The 23,333-nt window shown below is 34.8% G+C and carries 17 protein-coding genes and 1 tRNA gene; 7 read left to right on the forward strand and 11 right to left on the reverse strand.

Features of this window, described 5'->3' with window-relative positions; genetic code table 11:
• Nucleotides 1-4 precede the first annotated feature (4 nt).
• Entirely contained in the window at nucleotides 5-2,893 is a 2,889-nt protein-coding gene (locus DFR66_RS10320; RefSeq protein WP_114754829.1) for an alpha-amylase family glycosyl hydrolase, read from the forward strand.
• Between the two features lie 122 nt (nucleotides 2,894-3,015).
• Here the strand turns inward: DFR66_RS10320 and acs are convergent, their stop codons facing one another.
• The 9 genes from acs to DFR66_RS10370 all read right to left on the reverse strand — a co-directional run bounded on the left by acs (nucleotide 3,016) and on the right by DFR66_RS10370 (nucleotide 14,470).
• A complete protein-coding gene (gene acs / locus DFR66_RS10325; protein ID WP_114754768.1) occupies nucleotides 3,016-4,923 on the reverse strand; it encodes an acetate--CoA ligase in 1,908 nt (635 codons plus the stop codon).
• Between the two features lie 14 nt (nucleotides 4,924-4,937).
• On the reverse strand, nucleotides 4,938-6,836 hold the full coding sequence (locus DFR66_RS10330; RefSeq protein WP_114754769.1) for an acetate--CoA ligase: 1,899 nt from the start codon (nucleotides 6,834-6,836) through the stop codon (nucleotides 4,938-4,940).
• A gap of 17 nt (nucleotides 6,837-6,853) precedes the next feature.
• Nucleotides 6,854-7,216, reverse strand: coding sequence for a response regulator transcription factor (locus DFR66_RS10335; protein ID WP_114754770.1), 363 nt, complete (start codon nucleotides 7,214-7,216; stop codon nucleotides 6,854-6,856).
• A gap of 3 nt (nucleotides 7,217-7,219) precedes the next feature.
• Entirely contained in the window at nucleotides 7,220-9,925 is a 2,706-nt protein-coding gene (locus DFR66_RS10340; RefSeq protein WP_114754771.1) for a sensor histidine kinase, read from the reverse strand.
• Nucleotides 9,926-10,243: 318 nt separating this feature from the next.
• On the reverse strand, nucleotides 10,244-10,471 hold the full coding sequence (locus tag DFR66_RS10350) for a DUF6814 family protein (RefSeq protein WP_114754773.1): 228 nt from the start codon (nucleotides 10,469-10,471) through the stop codon (nucleotides 10,244-10,246).
• 101 nt (nucleotides 10,472-10,572) lie between these two features.
• Entirely contained in the window at nucleotides 10,573-12,108 is a 1,536-nt protein-coding gene (locus tag DFR66_RS10355; RefSeq protein WP_114754774.1) for an MFS transporter, read from the reverse strand.
• Nucleotides 12,109-12,130: 22 nt separating this feature from the next.
• Nucleotides 12,131-13,510: a porin gene (locus DFR66_RS10360; protein WP_114754775.1), complete on the reverse strand. Its 1,380-nt coding sequence runs from the start codon at nucleotides 13,508-13,510 to the stop codon at nucleotides 12,131-12,133.
• Nucleotides 13,511-13,611: 101 nt separating this feature from the next.
• Nucleotides 13,612-14,031, reverse strand: coding sequence for an IS1/IS1595 family N-terminal zinc-binding domain-containing protein (locus DFR66_RS10365; protein WP_146841165.1), 420 nt, complete (start codon nucleotides 14,029-14,031; stop codon nucleotides 13,612-13,614).
• A 366-nt stretch (nucleotides 14,032-14,397) separates the two neighbouring features.
• Nucleotides 14,398-14,470 (reverse strand) — tRNA-Phe (locus DFR66_RS10370).
• A 98-nt stretch (nucleotides 14,471-14,568) separates the two neighbouring features.
• Between DFR66_RS10370 and DFR66_RS10375 the strand changes: the two genes are divergently transcribed.
• The 6 genes from DFR66_RS10375 (at nucleotide 14,569) to DFR66_RS10400 (ending at nucleotide 20,823) form a co-directional block, all read left to right on the forward strand.
• Nucleotides 14,569-15,303, forward strand: coding sequence for a type III pantothenate kinase (locus tag DFR66_RS10375; RefSeq protein WP_114754777.1), 735 nt, complete (start codon nucleotides 14,569-14,571; stop codon nucleotides 15,301-15,303).
• Nucleotides 15,296-16,546, forward strand: coding sequence for a hypothetical protein (locus DFR66_RS10380; RefSeq protein WP_114754778.1), 1,251 nt, complete (start codon nucleotides 15,296-15,298; stop codon nucleotides 16,544-16,546). Before DFR66_RS10375 ends, DFR66_RS10380 begins: the two co-directional genes overlap by 8 nt.
• Before the next feature lie 47 nt (nucleotides 16,547-16,593).
• Nucleotides 16,594-17,148 (forward strand): LPS export ABC transporter periplasmic protein LptC, encoded by a 555-nt coding sequence (lptC, locus tag DFR66_RS10385; protein ID WP_114754779.1) that lies wholly within the window; start codon nucleotides 16,594-16,596, stop codon nucleotides 17,146-17,148.
• Nucleotides 17,149-17,160: 12 nt separating this feature from the next.
• Complete coding sequence (locus tag DFR66_RS10390) at nucleotides 17,161-17,355, forward strand: hypothetical protein (protein WP_114754780.1); 195 nt, start codon at nucleotides 17,161-17,163, stop codon at nucleotides 17,353-17,355.
• A gap of 3 nt (nucleotides 17,356-17,358) precedes the next feature.
• The gene (locus DFR66_RS10395; protein ID WP_114754781.1) at nucleotides 17,359-18,618 is read left to right on the forward strand and encodes a hemolysin family protein; all 1,260 of its coding nucleotides are present in this window, start codon (nucleotides 17,359-17,361) and stop codon (nucleotides 18,616-18,618) included.
• Nucleotides 18,619-18,726: 108 nt separating this feature from the next.
• On the forward strand, nucleotides 18,727-20,823 hold the full coding sequence (locus DFR66_RS10400) for a peptidylprolyl isomerase (RefSeq protein ID WP_114754782.1): 2,097 nt from the start codon (nucleotides 18,727-18,729) through the stop codon (nucleotides 20,821-20,823).
• 95 nt (nucleotides 20,824-20,918) lie between these two features.
• On the opposite strand, the gene DFR66_RS10405 is transcribed toward DFR66_RS10400, so the two are convergent.
• Nucleotides 20,919-21,836, reverse strand: a complete 918-nt coding sequence (locus DFR66_RS10405; protein ID WP_114754783.1) for a GYDIA family GHMP kinase — start codon at nucleotides 21,834-21,836, stop codon at nucleotides 20,919-20,921.
• A 49-nt stretch (nucleotides 21,837-21,885) separates the two neighbouring features.
• The gene (locus DFR66_RS10410) at nucleotides 21,886-23,202 is read right to left on the reverse strand and encodes a hydroxymethylglutaryl-CoA reductase, degradative (protein WP_114754784.1); all 1,317 of its coding nucleotides are present in this window, start codon (nucleotides 23,200-23,202) and stop codon (nucleotides 21,886-21,888) included.
• Between the last annotated feature and the right edge of the window lie 131 nt (nucleotides 23,203-23,333).

A 23,333-nucleotide genomic window follows, 5' to 3' on the forward strand; every position in this document is an offset into this window, starting at 1 on the left:
AGCTATGAAAAAAATTATACTTTTAGTATCGCTATTCCTGTCAATATTGGCTTCGGCTCAGCAACAAACGGTGGTAAATACGATTAGCCCTAATCCTTTTGAAGAAACAACATCGATTACCGTAACTATTAGCGGAAGTTCTGTAGATGAAGCAGCTTGGGGAATTTCTGATCATTCTTTGTATCTGTGGGCTTGGTCTTATGATACGAATGATGCTAACAGTTTAGATTGTCCAACAAATGGTTCATGGACATCATCTAATGAAGCAAATAAATTAACCTACACTGCAGGTGCAGATATCTATAGAATTACATTTACTCCAAATGTTTTCTATAACAGAAATGGAATAGGTAGAATCGGTTTTCTTGTAAAAGCTAAAGATGGGACAGGAGACAGAAAATCCCAAGATAATTATGTTGAAGTGGGTGCGTATCAAGTGACATTATCAACACCGGCTGAAAATAGTTCTACAATTATTGCTTCAGGCGGGAGTTTAAGTATTTCAGCTACTAATACCGGTGGAAATGCTAGTTATGTATTAAAGGCGAATGGTACAACTTTAAATACAAACGCAGCTACTTCTAGTTATTCTTATAATCACACAAATATTACAGGAAATCAAAACTACGAATTGCAGGTTACTCAAGGAACCACGGTTATTACTAAAAAGTTCAGTGCTATTGTGAATCCAAATGTAGTTAGCGAGTCGATGCCCGCAGGTTTATTAGACGGAATAAATTATAATGCTACTGATGCTACAAAAGCAACTTTAGTGTTGGATGCGCCGTTCAAAGATTTTATTTACGTTGCTGGAAGCTTCAATAATTGGCAACCTACGGGTTCTTTTGCCATGAAAAAAGATCCGGCTTCGGGCAAATTTTGGTTAGAATTGACTGGATTGGTTTCAGGGACAAATTATACATACCAGTATTGGGTAGTTGATGCTAGTCCGATTGCAGGAACGCCTTCATTAGTCAAAACCGCTGATCCATATTCGACATTGGTTTTGTCTCCTTTTGATGATCCTTATATTCCTGCTTCGACTTATCCAAATTTACCGGTGTATCCAGCGGGTCAAGAGAGGGAAGTGACGGTATTACAAACAGGAAAAACGCCTTATGCATGGAGTAATGCTACTACAAATTTTGTTAAGCCTGCTAAAGAAAAACTGGTGGTTTACGAATTGCTAGTGCGTGATTTTGATGCTAACAGAAGCTATCAGGACTTAATCAATAAAATCGATTATTTCAAAAATTTGAAGATAAACGCAATTGAGTTAATGCCTGTGATGGAATATGAAGGCAATGAAAGTTGGGGATACAATACCTCTTTTCACATGGCTTTAGATAAATTTTACGGTACTTCAGATAAGTTAAAAGAGTTTATTGATTTGTGTCATCAAAACGGAATAGCTGTTATTCTTGATATCGCACTGAATCATGCTTTTGGAAGAAATCCAATGGTACGCATGTGGATGAACGATGCAGACGGCGATGGTTGGGGTTCTCCTTCTTCAGAAAATCCATATTTTAACTCAACAGCAATGCACAGTTATAATGTTGGAGAAGATTTTAATCATCAACAGCCAAGAACACAAAACTATGTGCAACGTGTCATCAAACAGTGGGTTGAAGAATATAAAATTGACGGTTTCCGTTGGGATTTAACCAAAGGATTTACTCAAAATTGTCCTGCAAATGTAGTTGGTGGTCAAGAAGCTTGTACTGGTGTTAAGCAATCAGATCGAGTGGCTGTTTTGCAAAAATATGCTGATTATTCTTGGAGTTTAGACCCAACGCATTACACAATTTTTGAACACTTAGGAAATGATGATGAAGAGCAGCTTTGGGCAAATTACAGAATAAATGAAACGCCAAGTAAAGGAATTATGATGTGGGGAATAATGACTAATCCTTATAATGAATTGTCTATGGGATATTCTGGAAATATTTCTCGTATGAATAGTTCTAGTAGAGGTTTTGAGGCTCACAGACTTATAGGTTATGCCGAAAGTCATGATGAGGAGCGACTGATGTACAAAAATTTACAATTCGGGAATAGTGCTAATGCAGCTCATAATGTAAAAACATTAAATATTGCTTTATCCCGAATGTCAGCAATTGGAGCCGTTTCTTTATTAGTTCCTGGACCAAAGATGATTTGGCAGTTTGGAGAACTAGGTTGGGAAAATTCTATTTTTACCTGTAACAATGGTACTGTAAACACTCCATCGGATGCAACGTCTGGGGATTGTAAGCTAGATACAAAACCACAACCACAATGGGCGAGTAATTGGCTTGGTGATACCAACAGAAATAAAATTTATAACGATTGGGCAAAAATGATTACGATGAAAATTGTAGAACCTGTGTTTTCAGGAACTGCAACAATGGCAAATACGAATTCGTTGTATCCAAACATCAAAATAACAAATGCTTCTTTGGCGTCAACCCAATTGAAAGATGTTTTGATATTGTCTAATTTTAACGTAACCACGCAAAATGTGGCAACAGGATTTCCTTATACAGGGCAGTGGTATAATTTGATGGATAATACAACAATCACGGTGACTAATGTAAATGACCCTATAACGATTCCACCGGGTGAATTTCGAATTTATGGAAACAAGATGGCCTCTTTAGCAATAGCTGATTATGAAAAAACACCATCAGTTTTGTTGTATCCAAATCCTGCGTCTAGTTATTTTACTTTGAATGCAGCGACTTCTAAAGTTCAGATTTATTCCATCACAGGACAATTGATAAAGAGTTTTGATGCCAATCAAACCGCAGGATTTCAATTTTCGGTTAGTGATTTGAATCAGGGCCTTTATTTAGTAAAAGCGTATGATGATAACGATGGAGTTCAGGTATTAAAATTCATTAAGGAATAATATGTTTTGTTTGTTTTGTTTTAAGTGTTTGAAAGGCTGTCTTTAATTAGACAGCCTTTTTTTACATAAAAAAACTGCTCCGTTTATGAAGCAGTTTTTCAACAACAAATTAAAACTAAAAATTAAATTTTACCGTCTTTGATTTCGTCCACAATTTCAGGATTCAACAATGTTGAGGTATCTCCAAAATTAGAATAATCACCTTCAGCAATTTTGCGCAGAATTCTACGCATGATTTTACCGGAACGAGTTTTTGGTAAACCAGAAACAAACTGGATTTTGTCTAATTTGGCAATTGGTCCAATATGATCTGATATGTGCTGATTGATCTCTTTGCTTAGGTTTTCTCTGTCTCTGTATTCTCCGGTTTCTTTTAGAATTACAAAACCATACAAAGCATTTCCTTTGATGTCATGAGGGAAACCCACAATGGCTGATTCAGCAACCGCAGGATGTTCATTGATGGCATCTTCTATTGGTGCAGTTCCTAGATTGTGTCCCGAAACAATAACTACATCGTCAACACGGCCTGTAATTCTATAGTATCCAACTTCGTCACGCAAAGCACCGTCGCCAGTGAAATACTTACCTGGAAAGGCAGAGAAATAAGTGTCTTTATATCGCTGGTGATCGCCCCAAATCGTTCTGGCAATTCCTGGCCATGGAAATTTAATACACAAGCTTCCGGTAACCTGATTGCCTTCAATTTCATTGCGTCTTTCATCCATCAAAACGGGCTGGATTCCAGGTAATGGTAATGAAGCGTAGGTTGGTTTTGTTGGCGTTACAAAAGCAATTGGCGAAATCATAATTCCTCCGGTTTCTGTTTGCCACCACGTATCCACCACAGGACATTTCTTGTCTCCCACGTGGTTGTTGTACCAGTGCCAAGCTTCCTCGTTGATGGGTTCTCCCACAGACCCAATTACTTTCAAAGAGGTCAATTGATAACGTTGCACGTATTCGATGCTTTCTTTTGCCAAAGCTCTAATCGCTGTTGGTGCCGTGTAAAATTGGGTAACTTTGTGCTTTTCGATGGTTTGCCAAAAGCGACTGAAGTCAGGATAGGACGGAACGCCTTCGAAAATTACCGTTGTAGCTCCGTTCAATAATGGCCCGTAAAGAATATAGGAATGTCCGGTAATCCAGCCAATATCAGCAGTACACCAGAAAATATCATTCTCTTCATAGTTGAAAACGTTTTTAAATGTATAGGCAGAATACACCATGTAACCCGCCGTAGTGTGTACCATTCCTTTTGGTTTTCCAGTTGAACCAGAAGTATAAAGGATAAACAAAGGATCTTCGGCATCCATGATTTCAGCCACATTATTATCCGAAGCTTGGTCTAAAAGAGGTTGCAACCATTGGTCACGACCTTCTTTCATATTAATCGTGGAGTTGATTCTTTTAGCCACTAGAACGTTCTCTACACAAGGACAATTCAATAAGGCTTCATCAACGATACTTTTTAAATCGATTGTTTTGTTCCCGCGATACCCACCATCTGAGGTGATGACCATTTTACATTCGCTGTCGTTGATTCTTGCCGCAACTGCCGAAGCCGAAAATCCTGCAAAAACAACCGAGTGAATGGCTCCAATTCTAGCGCAAGCCAAAGTAGTAATGGCTAATTCAGGAATCATTGGTAAGTAAATACAAACACGATCTCCTTTTTGTATACCTTGTTCTTTTAAAACATTCGCCATTTTGCTAACACGTTCGTACAATTCATTGTAAGTGATGTGCAGCGCTTGTTCTGTTGGGTCGTTTGGTTCAAAAATGATTGCGGTCTTGTCACCTTTTTTTGCAAGATGCCTGTCAATACAGTTTTTTACAATATTTACTTTAGCATTGGTAAACCATTTAATATCGGCCTCAGCCATATTAAAATCGACTACTTTATCCCATTCTTGATACCATGTAAAGTTTTCTGAAGCCACTTTTTCCCAGAATTTTTTTGGCTCACGTACTGATTTTTTGTAATGTTTAAAATATTCTTCTAAATTATTTATTTGATAGTAACTCATGATTAGCGTTGATTTTATGTGTTAAAAACTCCTATTTTATATTTTTTTAATGTTGCACTGATTTCCTCCACTATAGTTTCGTCATCAATGGTTGACGGAATTTGGAATTCCTCGCCATCAGCAATGCTACGCATTAGTTTTCTGAGGATTTTGCCAGACCATGTTTTGGGTAATCGCTGTACAATTACAACATTTCTCAATGAAGCAACTGCCCCAATTTGCTGGCGAACCAGTTTAATAATTTCTTGTTCTAATTGATAATGTTCGATTGTATCGCCTGATTTGGTTACTACCAAAGCCAGAGGAATTTGTCCTTTCAACTCATCGTGAATTCCAATAACAGCACATTCAGCAACAGATTGATGAGAAGCAACAACTTCTTCCATTTCAGCCGTTGACAAGCGATGTCCCGCTACATTTATCACGTCATCCGTTCTTCCGGTGATGAAAATATAACCTTCTTCATCCTTGTAACCACCATCACCAGACAAATAATAACCGTCAAATTTACTGAAATATCCAGCTTTGAAACGTGCTTCGTTTTCCCAAATACCCAACATATTTCCAGGAGGTAAAGGTAATTTTATGACCACTAGCCCTTCTTCATTTGGACCTAGTTCTTGTCCGTTTTCATTGAAAATCCGAATGTCATAACCACAAACTGCTTTTGTAGCTGAGCCAGATTTGACTGGCATTTTTTCGATTCCTAGGGAGTTGGCAATCATGGGCCAGCCAGATTCTGTTTGCCACCAATGGTCAATTACAGGAATAGGAATGTGTTCTTGATACCATTCTAATGTGGCATTGTCACAACGTTCTCCCGCCAAAAATTGATTTTTAAGAGCGCTCAAATCATATTGTTTGATGAATTCTCCGTCAGGATCTTCTTTTTTGATGGCTCGAATGGCAGTTGGAGCCGTAAACATCGTGCCCACTTTGTGCTCCGAAATTATTCTCCAAAAAGTACTTGCATCCGGAGTTTTTATCGGTTTTCCTTCAAAAATTATGGTAGTATTTCGGTTTAATAATGGTCCGTAAAGAATATAGCTGTGACCCACTGCCCAACCCATATCCGATGCTGCCCAAAAAGTCTCATCTTTCGCTACATTGTATATATATTTCATCGAAAATTGCAATGCCACGGCATAACCACCAGTATCTCTAACAATTCCTTTAGGTTTTCCTGTAGTTCCGGATGTGTACAAAATATACAACGGATGATTCGAATTAACAGGAACACAAGGCGCTTCTTCTGAACCATAAACTAATGCATCATAATCCACATCATATTTTTTAAACGGAATTCGGGCGCCTAATTTTCTATTAAAAACAATTACTTTTTTTGGTCGGTGACTTGCCAATGCAATGGCCTCATCTACTAATGGTTTGTACGCTATCAGACGGTCGACTTCTATTCCAGAAGAAGCGGTGATAATAGCTCTGGGTTTGCAATCATCGATTCTGATGGCCAATTCATGTGGCGCAAAACCTCCAAAAACAACCGAATGAATCACGCCAATTCTAGCGCAAGCCAGCATTGCAAATGCAGTTTGTGGAATCATAGGCATGTAAATTATGGCTGTGTCTCCTTTTTTTAATCCCAGTGATTGCATACCACCTGCAAGTTTTGCCACTTCGGTTTTTACTTCTGAAAAAGTATATTTTTTTACGGTTTGTGTCACAGGAGAATCATAAATAAAAGCGACCTGATCTCCACAACCATCTTGAATGTGCTTATCTAACGCCAAATAACAAATGTTCAATTCTCCATCTTTGAACCAAAGCGGATATCCATTTTCGTCTTTCGATAATATTGTTTCCGGTTTGTTGTACCACTCAATTGCATCAGCTTGTTCTGTCCAGAATTTTTCTGGATGTGCAATACTGTCCTCATAAATTTCCTTGTATTCCATTGTGTTGAATTTGTTTCTTATTGTATTAATTCATGAACTTGCTCGACTAATTTTTTTACTGAAAAAGGCTTGACTACATATAAATTAGCTCCTAATGAAAGTCCTTTTTCAATATCTTTTTCCTTGTTTTTTGCCGAAAGGAATATGACCTTGCAATGCCGCAGTCGTTCGTCTTTTTTTATTTGTTCTAATGTGGCAAAACCATCCACCATGGGCATCATCACATCCAGAATAATTACATCTGGAAGTTGTATTTTTAAAATGTCTAAAGCTTCCTGGCCGTCACGCGCTATGAAAACTTCAAAATTGTTCTTTTTGAAAGTGTATTCTAGAGCCATTACAATGTTTGGCTCATCATCTACAATTAAGATCTTTTTCATTTTTCAACTATTTTCTGTTGTATTATAATTAGGTAATGTAAAGATGAAAGTGGCTCCGTCAGTAACATTACTTTCACTCCAGATATTTCCTTTATGGTGTTCTATGATTTGTTTGCAAATAGCTAATCCTAAGCCGCTTCCAGTTGGTTTTTTGATATTCTGGTTTCTAGATTGATAGAATTTGTCAAAAATTGCTTCGGCGTCTTCTTCTTTAACAACTTTTCCGTTATTGTGAATTTTAACTTCTATATTGGTTTCATTTTCAAATATAGAAATAGCAATTTTTCCGTTTGTTTCTGAACAAAATTTTATGGCATTTGAAACTAAATTATGAATGACCTGAACGATTCGTTCTTCATCATAGAAAGCCTTAATTACCTTGTTAGAATCAGCAAATTCAATACTTATATTTTTGTTTTTGATTAATTGATTCAGGGAATCGATCGTGTTTTTAATGGTTTTTGTAATGTCGTTTTTAGATAAATATATTTTTTGTTTTCCTGTTTCAAATTTTTCTAAATCTAAAATTTTATCAATCAGACGATTCAATCGGTCTGACTCCGAAATGATGTTTTGTAAAAACTGTTTTCTCAATTCTTCTGGAATGTCTTCGTCATCGTGAAGAATCTCCGTCGCGGCACGAATCGCAGTTATTGGCGTTCTCAATTCGTGAGTAACTGTATCCAGAAATTCATCTTTTTGAATGTCTTTGTTGACTAGTTCTTGATTGGCATTTTTTAACTGTTCCGATATTTTTTTTAATTCGTTTGATGTATCCGTCAACTTCTTGTTGATGATGATGTTTTCTTTGGATTCCTCCAAAATTCGCAATACCTCGGGTAAACTGATTTTGTCTTCTTTGACCACACTCGATATTAATATTTTGGCGGAAGCCGTACCAATGTGACCTGTTAATAAATTCTCGGCAAACTTTATAAATCGGGCATCGGCCGTGGTTATGTTTTTGTCAATGTTGTATTTTAAATTAAAAATAGTAAGTGCACGTTTGGTTCTTTCTTCTCCTAGAAAACGTTGCAATACTTTTTGAATGTCAGAGATGTAAGCGGTACCTTTCCACACAAATGCATTTTCATGATTGGTAATGTACTTGTCAATATCTACAAACATTTCGGCATAATTGCGTTCCCTGTAATTTCCTTTGAAACTCACCGATACTGCAGCATAACTCATGATGTTAATTAATAAGCTCCAAAAAACAGCATGCGGAATAGGCTCTAAATAATCCAATCCAAAAAGTTGAAATGGCTTTAAGAGGGAAATGCCCCAAGGTCCTTCGGTAACAAAAAGACTGACTGAATTGGTCATTCCAGTTGCATACGGAATTAGTAAGGTGTAAAAACAAACAGCAAATCCGAGAATGACTCCTGTGATAGCGCCATTTTTTGAGCCTCGTCGCCAAAAGATAGCGCCAAAAAAGGAGGGCGCTAATTGGGCAATGACTACAAAAGCTACTAAACCGATTGAAACCAGTGAATAGTCTAGAATAAATAATCTGTAGATGGCATAGGCCAAAATAATTAGAGAAAAAATTCCGATTTTACGACTGTTTACGATGCGTTTGTTGTTTTTTTCTTGTGACGAATTTTCTAAGGAACCTATAAATCCATACGGAATCAATAAGTTGTTACTTAACATAGTAGCAAGAGCTATTGAAGATACAATAATCATAGAAATAGCTGCCGAAAATCCACCCAGAAAAACCATAACTGTCAATACATTATTGTCAAAAAACTGTGGAATCAATAAGGAATACGTATCTGAATTATTTCCTTTGCCTTCAAAAAGAATATTGCCGCCCCAAGCTATTGGAAAAACAAAAAGGTTGAAAAGTAGCAGGTACAACGGAAAAAGCCAAATGGCTGTTCGGATGTGGCTTTCTTTATTGTTCTCGACAATCGCAGTATGGAATTGTCTTGGCAAAAGGAAAATAGCAAACATGGATAGAATACAAAGGAAGAACCAGTTGATTCCGTTTGTAATGCCACCAATCGTATTTTTTTTGCCAAAATCTTTAAGGATAGCTGCTTTTTGATAAATGTCATCAAAACCGTCAAAAACAAAATAGGTAACATAAATACCTACGATCAAAAAGAAAACTAACTTCAAAATAGATTCCATAGCTACGGCAGTTACGATTCCGCGTCTTTTCTCAGATGCATCAACATATTTGGTTCCATAATAAGAGGCAAAAAGTGCTAGAGCAAGACATACGTAAGTTGTAGTATCTGTAAAAATATTTGAACTGGCCTGTGTTTTTGTAACAATATGAAAGGTGTCTGAAATTGATTTTAGTTGTAATGATATATAGGGTAAGATTCCAAAAATGCAAATCATAGTTACCAATGCTCCCAGAAATCTACTGTTTCCGTATCGTAAAGAAATAAAATCTGCAATGCTGGAAATTTTATTTACTCTCGAAATTCGGATAATTTTCTTGAGAATAATCATCCATGTCGGGATAATTAATATGGGACCTAAATAAATGGGTAAGTAACTCAAGCCAGAATCAGCAGCAACACCAATACTTCCATAGTAGGTCCAGGCTGTACAATAAACGGCTAATGAAAAGGAGTAGATGTAGGGATTATTTGTCCATTTAGAATGGCTTCTTTTTTCAGACCAATAGGCAATGTAAAAAAGAATCGACAAGTAAAGTACTAATATTAATAAGAGTCCAATGCTATTCATAATATCTTTTTATTATTAGGTACGATATGCCTATAGAAAATAGCCATGCCGAGAAGATATAAATGTAAATAATTGGAAACCCGAAAAGCGGTTTTGAACTGTCAAATAACAGCAAGAGTGGTACGTTCAAAGCTAATAATATTAGCATTGAAAGGATAACCAACTTTTGTTCATGTCTCTTTTTCATAAGAAGGTGCAATTTGCTTTTTAGCAGTATTGCTTTAACTTTTTAACAATTCTATTTTTGAATCGGGGTTTTTAATTTTAAAATAGACAATCTCTACAAATGCATGCAGAGACTGTCTATTATTAGTTTAGTTAATTATTTTTTTCGTCATAATCACCCATCAAGGAGTAATAACCAAAGGTGCCTAAGCCTAAGACGATTAACGGTGTGAGTATAAAAAGGATAATTATTCCAAAGACTAAATCCTCTTGTTTTCCTGACATAAACTTGGGCAATCCAAAAGTAAAGATGCAAAAATAAGCTGCTGCAGCTGCAAATGCGATCCATACCAATCCTAATATTCTTTTTATCTGATTCATATATTGATATTTATTATTTTTAAACGGTTGTATGTAATTTGCATATCATATTTGGTGTTTGTAACCCAATTACAATTATGCTTATTTCATATTTGTGTTTTTTATACGTGAGCGTTTTTATCTTTGTTTTTTATGTAAACCATTCCAATTACAAAACTGACTGCAGCGATAACAATTGGATACCAAAGTCCTTCCAAGTAAAATTCAGGGTGGCCTAAGTCTTTTGCATTAGTCACAAAATAAGTTGAAATTGCGGGAAGTAATCCACCAAAAATTCCATTTCCTACGTGGTATGGTAATGACATTGATGTATATCTAATTTTTACCGGGAACATTTCAACCAAGAACGCCGCAATAGGTCCATAAACCATAGTTACAAATATTACTTGTACAAAAACTAGAAATATCAAAGCCCAATTGTCACTAGAGTTAATTTTGATAGTTGTTTTGGTTTCTACTTTAGGTTTTCCATCCACAACTTTAGCCACACCGTTTTCTAAAGATACCGTTTTTATTTCTACTAATGTTGTTCCATCTGCATACTCTTTGTTGGTAGTGTAAATAGAATCTTTGGTTTGCTTTTTGTTTTCTTTCAATTCAGCAAGTACCGTAGTTTTTTCGACCATTTCGGTTTTGTTTTTTACCGATGTGGTTTCATACATTTGTTTGTAAATTGGTCTGTATAGTAAAATAGCCAATAACATTCCTCCCATCATAATGTATTTTCTACCTACTTTATCACTCAACCAACCAAAAAACACGAATAATGGTGTGCCAATAATTAACGCAATTCCTAATAAAGTATCCACTTGAGAGGAGTCAATAGACATTACTGTTTTCATGAAATTCATCGCGTAAAACTGACCCGTATACCATACAACTCCTTGTCCCATTGTAGCTCCGAATAAAGCTAACAATACAAATTTTAAATTGTAACGATTTCCAAAACTTTCTTTCAAAGGATTTGTACTTGTTTTTCCTTCGCTTTTAGCTTTGGCGAAAACTGGAGATTCATCCATGTTCTTTCTAATCAAATACGAAACTCCAACCATAACTATGGATAACCAAAACGGAACTCTCCATCCCCATTCATCAAATTGTTCTGGAGTTAAGACATTTCTTGTAGCAAGAATTACCATTAAAGAGATGAACAAACCAACTGTTGCGGTTGTCTGAATCCAAGAAGTCCAATATCCTCTTTGCCCGACGGGAGCGTGCTCGGCCACATAGGTTGCTGCTCCACCATATTCACCACCCAGTGCAAGACCCTGAAGTAATCGAAGAATTAATACTAATAAAGGTGCCATAAAACCAATGGTTTCATAACTTGGGATACAACCTATCAAGAATGTAGCTCCACCCATTAATAATAATGTAACCATAAATGTGTATTTCCTTCCAATTAAATCTCCTAATCTTCCGAAGAAAAGAGCTCCGAAAGGTCGAACTACGAATCCAGCTGCGAATGTTGCCAAAGTAGATAAGAACGCAGCTGTGGGATTATCCGATGGAAAAAATTTTGTTGAAATTACAACTGCTAAACTTCCAAAGATGTAAAAGTCATACCATTCGATCATGGTACCCATTGAGGATGCAGAAATAACTTTCCAAATTCCTTTTGTTGATTTTTCTTTCATGTATTGTTATTTTTAAAATTGATTAAAGATAAATTTGTAGTTGTACTACGAAGTCTCCTAATGATTCTGAGCGGTTTGATAGTGAGGTGTATACAGGTCTAGTTGAATATTGTGCCGTTATTTTGGCATGGTGACCATCTAAGAAAAAGTTTGATCCTATATCAAATTGTGTACTTGACTGTGTTAAAGCATCAAAATCTTTGTAAGTAACAGCACCAAAGGGTTGGATTCTTACTTTTGGTTTTGCCTCTTTATTAGGCAATAAAATACCCGCTTGTGTGTACCAAATATTTCCAGAACCAATCGTTGGCTGTGCATTTCCGGCTCCCGCTATAGCTCTACTACCTGTAAAATTTGGATCTACTGAGCCAATATTCATAATTCCAACATTACGCAAGTAATTAGGGCCAAAATCATAATCATAAAGTACACTGTATCCCGTAAAGGCCATTTTGTTTTCTTTTTTTCCAATAGGCATATCAAGAAATACATCGGCAGAGAAAAGTTTGATATCATGTTTGTTGATAGTACTGTTTACAGAAGTTTTTGTGGCATCTGGCGCAGTGTAAAAACCAGCTCCAATGTTGAATACTTTTTTAGTTCCTAAATAGCTACCTACTTTAAAAGGCAATACATTGGCTTCTTGATCTAAAAACTGGTATTCTAAATAACCAGCCTTAGACCATTTTGTCACACCACTGTTGTCTACAGCTACGGCATTCGATGCAGTCGTGGTGTTTGTAGGTGTTAAGTTGGTAGCATAAGGTTTGTTGTAACTCAAGCGGTATTCTAGTTTGCCATATTTTCCTTTAGCAAATAAACCTACTTGTCTGGCAAACTGATCAGAGTTTTCAATTAGTGGCCAGTTAAAAATTGGTGCGTCTATGGTTAAGAAGTTTAGCGTTGAAGCCATTGTTAGTCTAGACAATCCCATGTAATAGTGCAATCCAGCACCAAGGGTAAAACTAAATTTTTTGTCTTTTTCTGGCAATACAACTGCATATTCATTCCATGCGTCATGAAAGAATAAACCAGGTTTTTTTCCGGCACCGTAGCCACCAGTACCTGAGGTTCCTGCTGCGCCACCGTTAATAAAAGTTTGGTTGTTGATCCCAAAATGGGTTAAGATCATGTATCTTTTGGATACTTGAGCATAAGCTAAAAAACGCAAACGTCTGTTACCAATGTCGGTAGCAGTTGATGTTGGTTCTCCTCCAATCATGGTTCCAGGATTCATTTCGGAAGAACGCATCCAGATTTGATTCCAAGCAATCACACGCATGAACTTGGAGCCGTCTTCGTTCAGGTTAAATTTTAGTCCTGCAGCATAATCTGTTGAGCCTTGAGAAAAGCCCTGCAGAGTCAGTAAGAGGACTGAAGCTGTAAAAAATATTTTTTTCATAAATAGGAATTGGTTAGTAAATGGTTGGTTAATAAAGTGCCAAATTCTATTATTTTATTCTGAAAAAAAATTTTGATATATTTATGTGTAAACTAGTATAGTTAATCTTTGAAACGTTCCCATTTTATCAACATAAACTTATCTCCAAGTTCAGTTATTATCATTCCTGCTCCTGATAATAAATGTTTGTTTTTTAGATATTCGATTAGTTCTATATGATTGAAAATCTTATAGGTAGGATGGTAATTAGCATGGGAAGGTTTTTTGATATTGTAGCTCTTCACCCAATTGCTTACCGTGACATGAGAAACCCCAATGATACGCTCTATTTCACGAAAACTCAAACCTTCGAGATAAAGTTGTAATGCTTTAGAAACATAGTAATCATCGATTTTTTTGCCTATTTTATTAACGGTAAAAAAATAATTACATTTTTTACATAAGTACCTTTGTTTGCTATTGATTATACCACTTTTTATGATGTGGTTGCTCTGGCATTTCGGGCAGGTTAAAATCTCCATATATATAAATTTTGCATAAATATAGTAATTTAGCAATTATTGTTGTTTGAATTTCGCAAAAATTGTAGAAAATAAATACGAACCCTTTATTTTTGTTGAGTTATTGATGAGTTTTTAATAACATAAAGTACTTTATGTTATTTTTTTTATTTAATGTATTCTAGGAGGAACTGATAAATTCATTTTTTCTAAAAATATCCAGAACTAAACTTTTTTTTGCACAACAGAAATAGTCTGGGGAGTTAGTGGCGATTTAAAGTCAGAAATTTCGAGTGTATTTTTGATGTAAATCTCTGATTGGGAAGAAGTAGAGTGTTTCAAAAAAGCATAAAAACAAAAAACCCGAATATTTCTATTCGGGTTTTGTGGTACCTCCAGGGATCGAACCAGGGACACATGGATTTTCAGTCCATTGCTCTACCATCTGAGCTAAGGTACCGTGCTAATGCGGGTGCAAATATAGAATGATTTTTAGTTTATCCAAAACATTTTTTAAAAAAAATCAATTCGTACCTTCGCAACATCAAAAACCAAATTATGATTTTAGTTGTCGATGTTGGAAATACCAGAATTAAAGCGGCTGTCTTTGAGGATGCTACCCTTTTTGAGATTTTTGTTTTTTCTAAAATAGAACTTCAAAAAAATATTAAAAATATTTTAAAAAATTTTGAAAAAATAACTGATTTGGTCGTTTCATCTGTTGGGGACGTCGAAAAACAGTCGTTTTTAGATTACAACAACGTTTTGAATGTGCATTTTCTATCACATGAAGATTCTTTCCCTTTTTATAATAGGTATTCAACTCCTAAAACTTTAGGTATTGACCGAATGGTTTTGGCTGCAGGAGCCACGCTTGTGTTTCCCAATCAAAATCGATTGGTTATAGATGCGGGAACTTGTGTTACTTATGATTTTGTTGATGAGAAAAATAATTATTTAGGCGGAGCGATAGCGCCAGGATTGCGATTGCGCTATGAAGCATTGCATAATTTTACGGCTAAACTTCCTTTGTTGTCATTAGAAAGTCCAAAAGATTTAATAGGGACATCTACTGCTGAATCGATTCATTCAGGTGTAGTAAACGGTTTCGTCTATGAGATCGACGGTTTTATCGATGAATATAAAGCAAGATATTCAAATTTTATAATAATTTTAACGGGTGGCGATACAGATTTTTTGGCTAAACGATTAAAAAATACCATATTTGCCAATTCAAATTTTCTTCTGGAGAGTTTGAATCAAACATTTCAATATAAAATCAAAAATGATTAAAAAAATTATAATAAGCGTATGTTTGCTTTTATCATTAGTGTCTTTTGCTCAAGAAGGAACATCTTCTCCATATTCTTTTTACGGAATTGGGAATGTAAGATTTAAAGGTACGCATGAAAACCGCTCTATGGCAGGATTGGCAGTTGAACAAGACAGTATACACATTAACTTACAAAATCCAGCCAGTTATGCAAGTCTTAAATTAACTACTTTTACTTTAGGAGGAACTTATGCCACAACAACTCTAAAAAATAATTCTGAATCAGCTAATACCACTAGAACTACATTAGATTACCTAGCTGTTGGTTTGCCTTTGGGTAAGTTTGGTTTGGGTTTTGGATTGATTCCATATTCTTCTGTTGGATATAAAATTGAATCTATTTCAGAAACTGGTACTGAAAACAATAAGCGTTTTAATGGTACGGGTGGTTTGAATAAAGCTTTTTTAGGTATTGGATATAAAATCGCTCCTAACTTCAACATTGGTGCTGATGTAAATTATAACTTTGGGAAAATTGAAACCAATAATCTGGAATTTATTACCGGGGTTCCTGTTGGGACACGCGAATTGAATTCAGCGGATTTATCTGGGGTTAATTTTAATCTTGGAATGATGTATCAAACCAAAATCTATAAAAAAATAACGCTTTTTAGTAGTTTAACATATTCATTAGAAAGTTCTTTAACATCTAAGAATAGTCGAAATATTTCAACGGTAATCTATAATTCAAATTTTGATTTAGCTGTAGTTGATGCGCTTGATGATGTTAATACTCAGGTAAACTTAGCAATGCCTAGCAAAGTATCGTTAAGTGGGGGAATAGGAGAAATTAAAAAATGGCTTCTTGGTGGTAATGTTTCTTTCGGTAAAACTTCGGGTCAGGCAAATGAATATAATGATGCATCCAATGTTGTTTATGGGAAATATGGTAGTGTGAGTTTAGGAGGGTATTACATTCCTAATTACAATTCGTTTTCTAGTTATGCAAAAAGAATTGTATACAGAGCGGGTCTTAAATATGAAAAAACAGGATTGGTTATCAACTCTGAATCTATAAATGACATGGGATTAACTTTTGGTCTTGGTCTTCCTATAACAGGTAGTTTTTCAAATGTAAATTTTGGTTTCGAATTAGGGAAAAAAGGAACTACAAAAGCAAATCTTGTTCAAGAGAATTATGCAAATGTAAGTGTGAGTTTTTCACTTAATGACAAATGGTTTGAAAAACGAAAATTCAACTAACAACAAGAATTGGTAGTAATGCCAAAAGTCTTGGCCAAGTTCAGCGTATGACTTTAGTCAAAAATCAATATCTTAGATCAGTCGTCACAGTTTTTGCTGTGACACTGTTTTTTGGTTGCGAAAGTAATTTCAAGGAAATTCAAAAGATTAATTTTTCGGAATTTATTCCTAGTAGTAGTACTGATATAGTAAATGTGAAATATACTGATTCAGGGCGAATTACTGCAACTCTTGTAAGCACTAAAATGCTTGATTATTCTAGTGTTGAATTTCCTTTTACTGAATTTCCAAAAGGAATTGATGTTACTTTGTACGATAAAAAAGCTAAGAAAACATTTATAAAGTCTAATTATGCTATTTCGTATAAAGGCACAAGTATTATTGATTTACAGGGAAAAGTAAAGATCTTTACGGAAGATGGTAAGACTTTAGAAACCGAACAATTGTATTTTGATCAAAAAAATGAATGGTTTTTTACAGAAAGAAAATTTAAGTTAACAGATCCCAAAGGAACTTCTAATGGACAAGGAATCGATTTTAGTAAAGATTTCAAAGTGATTAATTCTCAAAAAATAACTGGCGAAATAGAATCTGCCGATTAATATAGATATGTTATGAATTACCTAAAATACACACAATACGTTTACCTTGTTTTTGGCGCCTATTTTATTTATGATGGTTTTACTAAATTAAACGAGCCCCAAGGAACGTTTTGGTTAAGCTTTATGATTGCAGGATTGGCTATTTTCATGTTTTTCTTTAGAAGAAAATTTGCTAGAAAATTTGATGATCGAAACAAAAAATCCTAATTAATGGAAATTAGTATTATCATATTGTGTCTAATACTAAGTGCTTTTTTTTCAGGAATGGAGATAGCCTTTGTCTCATCAAATAAAATTTATCTTGAGATAGAAAAAAAACAAGATAATTTCGTTTCAAAAATACTTACTAAACTTACTGAAAAACCAACTAATTTTATAGTAACCATGCTTATTGGAAATACTATAGCGATGGTGGTTTATGGTTTTTTTATGGGCGAATTGTTATTGCGCTGGCTTGCGACTTTAGAGTATCATTTGTCAGATTGGTTCAGTTTAGTGCTTCAAATTCTGGTGTCGACACTAATTATACTAGTTACCGCCGAGTTTCTTCCTAAAGTTTTTTTTCAAATTTATGCCAATTCCTTAATTAAGATTTTTGCTGTTCCGGCATATATTTTTTATCGGTTTTTCTATTTTATTTCTACCTTTTTTATTGGGATTTCTGATTTTATTTTAAAGAAATTCTTCAAAACAGAAGGTGATACTATCCAGTTGTATTTTAGTAAAATAGAACTTGGGAATTACATTACGGAACAAATGAGTAGTGTAGAGGATAATGAAACGGTAGATTCTGAAATACTCATGTTTCAAAACGCCTTAGAATTTTCAGGTGTCAAAGCTAGAGATGTTATGAGTCCAAGAACCGAAATTATAGCGGTTGATGTATATGATTCAATAGAAAATTTGAAGCAACTATTTATAGAAACAGGTTATTCTAAAATTGTGGTGTATCAAAATTCACTCGACGATATTATTGGTTATGTCCACTCGTTTGATTTGTTTAAAAAACCAAATAATATCAAGGAAATTGTAATTTCTGTTGAGTTTGTTCCAGAAACAATATTCATTAAAGACGCCATGAATTTGCTTACTAAAAAACGAAAAAGTGTTGCGGTAGTATTAGATGAATATGGAGGAACCTCGGGAATTATTACTATCGAAGATATTGTAGAAGAGCTTTTTGGAGAGATTGAAGACGAGCACGATTCAGACGAAGAATTAATAGAAAAAGAGTTGGGAGATGGAGTTTTTGTTTTTTCAACTCGTTTTGATGTACAATACTTAAACGACACCTATAAATTGGCAATTCCAGAGAGTGATTCTTATGGAACCCTTGGTGGTTTTATTGTGGATTTTACAAAGGAAATCCCTCAAATAGGGGAGGCAATTACCATAGGCAGCTATCATTTTATTATAGAAGAAGCCACAAATAAGAAAATAGAATTAGTAAAAATGACTGTGCTAGAGTAATTTTTTTTGTGAAAAAAAAAATTCTTGCAAAATAAAACGCTACTAGTATAATTATTAATTAGATAATTGTATTTTCGCAAACTGAATATAAAAATTAACAACAATAAAATGGCAGTTTTACAAAAAATTAGACAACGTTCACTTCTTCTGATACTCGTTATCGGGTTTTGTTTATTAGCATTTATCATAGGTGATATATTCAATAGCGGTGGTTTCAACAGTACATCAAAAGATGTAGGAAGCATCGATGGAAAAGATATTTCATTTGAAGATTTCAGAGTTAAAGTAAGTAATGTTGAAAAAAGTGGACAGGGGATTACGTCTACTGAAGCAGCTAACAGAGTTTGGGAACAAGAAGTTTCTATAGCTTTATTGACTTCTGAATTTGAAAAATTAGGACTTAGAGTAGGTGAAAAACACTTATTGGAAGTTTTGAAAGCGGATCAAAATATTGGTGGTAATCCATTATTCTTGAATTCTGCTGGTGTTTTTGATGTTGTAAAATTCAAAGAATACTTTAAAGCAAATCCTGCACAAGCTCAATTCCTTAAGGATAGAGAAAAAGATGCTGATTTGAATGCTAAATACCAAATGTATAACACTTTGATTAAAGCTGCAGTTTATACTACTGAAAGCGAAGGAAAGTTGAAATACGAAATGGAAGCAAACAAAGTAAACTTTGCTTACGTTGCTGGTTTATATTCTACAATTAAAGACAGTGAAGTAAAAGTTACTGATGCTGAAATTGTTGATTTCATGAAGAAAAACGAAAAAAAATACAAAGCTGATGAATCACGCGAAGTAGAATATGTTTTGATTGAAGAAAAAGCTTCTGCTGATGATGAATCAGAAATTAAAGCAAAAATAAATTCATTGTTGACAGGAAGTGTAGTTTACAACCAAGCTACAGGCAAAAATGATACAGTACCAGGATTTAGAACTACTACAAACACAATTGATTTTGTAAATTCAAATTCAGATGTGCCTTATGATTCAACTTACATCGCTAAAAAAGATTTGCCAGCTGTAGATGCTGACAAATTATTTAATCTTGCTCCAGGTGCAGTTTATGGACCATATATGTTCGGGAATTACTACTGTATTTCAAAATCGATGGGAATGAAATCAGGAGTTAATGTTAAAGCTAGTCATATTTTAATTGGTTACGAAGGAACACAAACTCCTAATCAAAAAGAAAAAAGAACTAAAGAACAAGCTAAAGCTAAAGCAGAAAGTATTTTAGCACAAGTAAATGCCAATCCAGAAAGTTTCATGATGTTGGCTTTCACAAATTCTGATGATTCTTCAGCGCAACAAGGTGGTGATTTAGGTTATTTTGGTCCAAACCAAATGGTAAAACCTTTTAATGATTTTGTTTTTGGTAATGGAATTGGTAAAGTTGGTTTAGTTGAAACTGATTTCGGTTTTCATGTTATTAAAATTACAGACAAACAAGACGGAATTCGTTTGGCTACTGTAGCTCAAAAAATCGAAGCTTCTGAAGCAACTTCTGATAGAATATTTACACAAGCAACTAAATTAGAAATGGATGCTGCTGACAAAGATTTTAATAAAGTAGTAAAAGATTTAGGTCTTAAAGTTTCACCTGCTGTTTCTGTAAAAGGAATGGATGAGAATTTTGGAACATTAGGGAACCAGAGATCAATCGTAAGATGGGCTTTTGAGGATGGTGTGAAAGTTGGAGGAGTAAAAAGATTTGAAGTAGCTAATGTAGGGCACGTAATTGCTAAATTAAAATCTATTGATAAATCTGGTTTAGTAGCCGTTTCAGTAGTTAGACCTTATGTAGAGCCAATTCTTAAAAATAGGAAAAAAGCGGAACTTATAAAAGCTAAAATGACTGGTTCTTCACTTGAAGCAATTGCAAAAGCAGTAGGGGTTACAGTACAACAAGCAGTGGGTCTTACAATGGAAAACACCATGTTACCAGGTGTTGGTCAAGAACCAAAAGTAGTAGGTAATGCATTTGCATTAGCTGCAAACAAATTGTCTGCTCCAATTGAAGGAAATACTGGAGTTTATGTAGTGAAAAACATGAGTACAGTAAAAGCACCAGCATTAAAGAGCCATTCTGAATATGTAACTAAATTAAAAGCACAAAGTGCTTCTGATGCAAACAGAGTTATTCCTGCATTGAAAGCTAATGCTAAAATTGAAGACAACAGAATAGATTTCAATTACTAATTTTCGAATAAGTAATTAGTTTTATAAAAAATCCCGATACATGTTGAATGTATCGGGATTTTATTTTTATTAAGCTTTCTTGGGAATGATAAAGATTAAGACCTTATCATTTCGCGATAAGTAAGAATCGTATCGTATCCTTTTGAAATAAAATAGTCTGTTGGATTTACAGTTGCAATTGCCATTACAAAATCACCTCCCCAAGCACCAAGACTTTTTATCACACCATTAAAATCAGGAAATAAAGATTCCTTTATCGTATGCGTTTCCAGAATAACACTCATTTTTGTTTCGTGTTTTTGCATGGCTGCAGCAAAAGATTGAATTGTAGTAGCATTCATAACTTCAGATGATATCTGATCATTTAAAGCGATTGTTCTAGCAAGATTATTCTTTTTATTCATATTGTAAGCAGCAATTGCGCTTTTACTGCTTTGCTTTTTATTCAGATATACAAAGTAAAGGTTGTCTGCAAAATCTGGATTAAAAGTTACTTTTTCAACTATGGGATTTCCTTGTTCTAAATGATATACAATAGGAATGTCGTTTTGCGCACAAGCTATATCATAACCACTGCCTCCAAAACTGTTTTTAAGCAATGCAAAGGCATCAATTTGCAACCATTGGGCAATGTTGTTTATTAAAGTTGATGACGTTCCCAAACCCCAGCTTTTAGGGAATCCAAGTTCAGTAGTAATTGTGTATCCCCTTGAATTTAAAATAAAGTCAGGATTTAGTTTGAAAGCTTCGTGTAAAATGGTAGTAAGTGTAGTCTTGACTGATTCATTTTCAGTATTTACTTCTTTCGAAATATCAGAAAATAAAAGCGTGTCTTTAAACCAAATGCTTCCATCTGCATCAAAACTCTTCCAGATGATTTCATTGTTGCTTCCATCTTCTATAATGAGGTTTTGCCCCATTTTTGTGGGTAATGCAAAAGCTTTGGCGCCATCAAGAACTAAATATTCTCCTGTTATTAAAAGTTTTCCGTTGCTGTAGAATGTTTTCTTCATTGTTTTTTTGGACCGAAGCAATCTGTTTTCTTGTTGCTTCCAGATAAAATTATTTTCTTAAACTCTCAATATATGTAACCACGGCACTATGCGAGACGGTGTTTTTTTTGAAATATTTCTGTATTAAAACCCTTTCTTCATCCGTAGCTTCAAACTGGTTGATGATGTTATTCAAATGCATTTTCATGTGTCCTTCTTGAATTCCTGTTGTTGTCAAAGAGCGCAGAGCGGCAAAGTTTTGAGCCAGACCCGCCACGGCTACAAACTGCATTAATTCTTTGGCAGATGGGTTTTCCAGCATTTCTAAGGATAGTTTTACTAAGGGATGCAAGGAAGTTAGACCGCCAACTGTACCTAATGCCAATGGAATTTCTAGCCAAAAAGTAAAAATACCATTTTCTATTTTGGCATGGGAAAGACTCGAATATTTTCCGTTTCGGGAAGCGTAGGCGTGTATTCCTGCTTCGACAGCGCGGAAATCATTTCCTGTTGCTAAAACTACTGCATCTACTCCGTTCATGATTCCTTTATTATGCGTTACGGCACGATACGGCTCCACTTCTGCAATTTGAACGGCTTGCACAAATTTCTCGGCAAATTCTTTAGGGTTTAGAATGTGTTTTTCCTCTAATTCTTCAATTGGACAAGAAACTTCGGCTCTTACGATGCAATTTGGAACATAATTAGAAAGAATGCTCATCACCACTTCAATCTCTTTCTCCGTTTCCGAGAACAAGTCATAATTATGAGCTTCTTCTTTCAAGGTTTTAGAAAATTGTTCCAGACACGAATTGATGAAATTGGCTCCCATGCTGTCTTTGGTTTCAAAAGTGGCATGTAGCTGAAAATAATTAGGCAATAAATCGGTTTTGTCTTTTAGAATAACGTCTAGAATTCCGCCTCCGCGTTTTTGCATATTTGTGGTAATCGACTCGGTTTCTGAGAAAAATTTGCTTTTATGTTGAGCAAAAAACAAATTCAATTTGGACACATCACCTTTATAGATAAAATGAACTTGCCCAATTTTTTCGGTATTGATTACCGTTGCTTTAAATCCTCCACGCGTAGACCAAAATTTAGCTGCTTTTGAGGCAGCGGCAACCACAGAACTTTCCTCGATTGCCATAGGAATGGTGCTGTATTTTCCATTAATTAAGAAATTAGGAGCAACTCCAAGAGGAATGTAGAAATTGGTTATCGTGTTTTCGATGAATTCATCGTGTAATTTCTGTATTTTTTCGTCAGAATTCCAATAGTTTTTCAGCAAGGCGATAGCTTCTGAAGGTGTTGAAAAATATTGATTGGCAATCCATTTAATTTTTTCTTCTTTGGATAATTTAGAAAATCCGCTAATAGCCTTGTTCATTCTCAATTGATTATGGTGTAATTAGTTGCAAAGATACGGTTTTAGCCGTTTTATTTGCAATCAAATTATATTCAGCGGAAGGTTATTTTTTATATTAATTTTTACATTTAACATATAAAATGACCGATAAT

Source organism: Flavobacterium glaciei, assembly GCF_003350545.1.
Lineage (GTDB): Bacteria > Bacteroidota > Bacteroidia > Flavobacteriales > Flavobacteriaceae > Flavobacterium > Flavobacterium glaciei.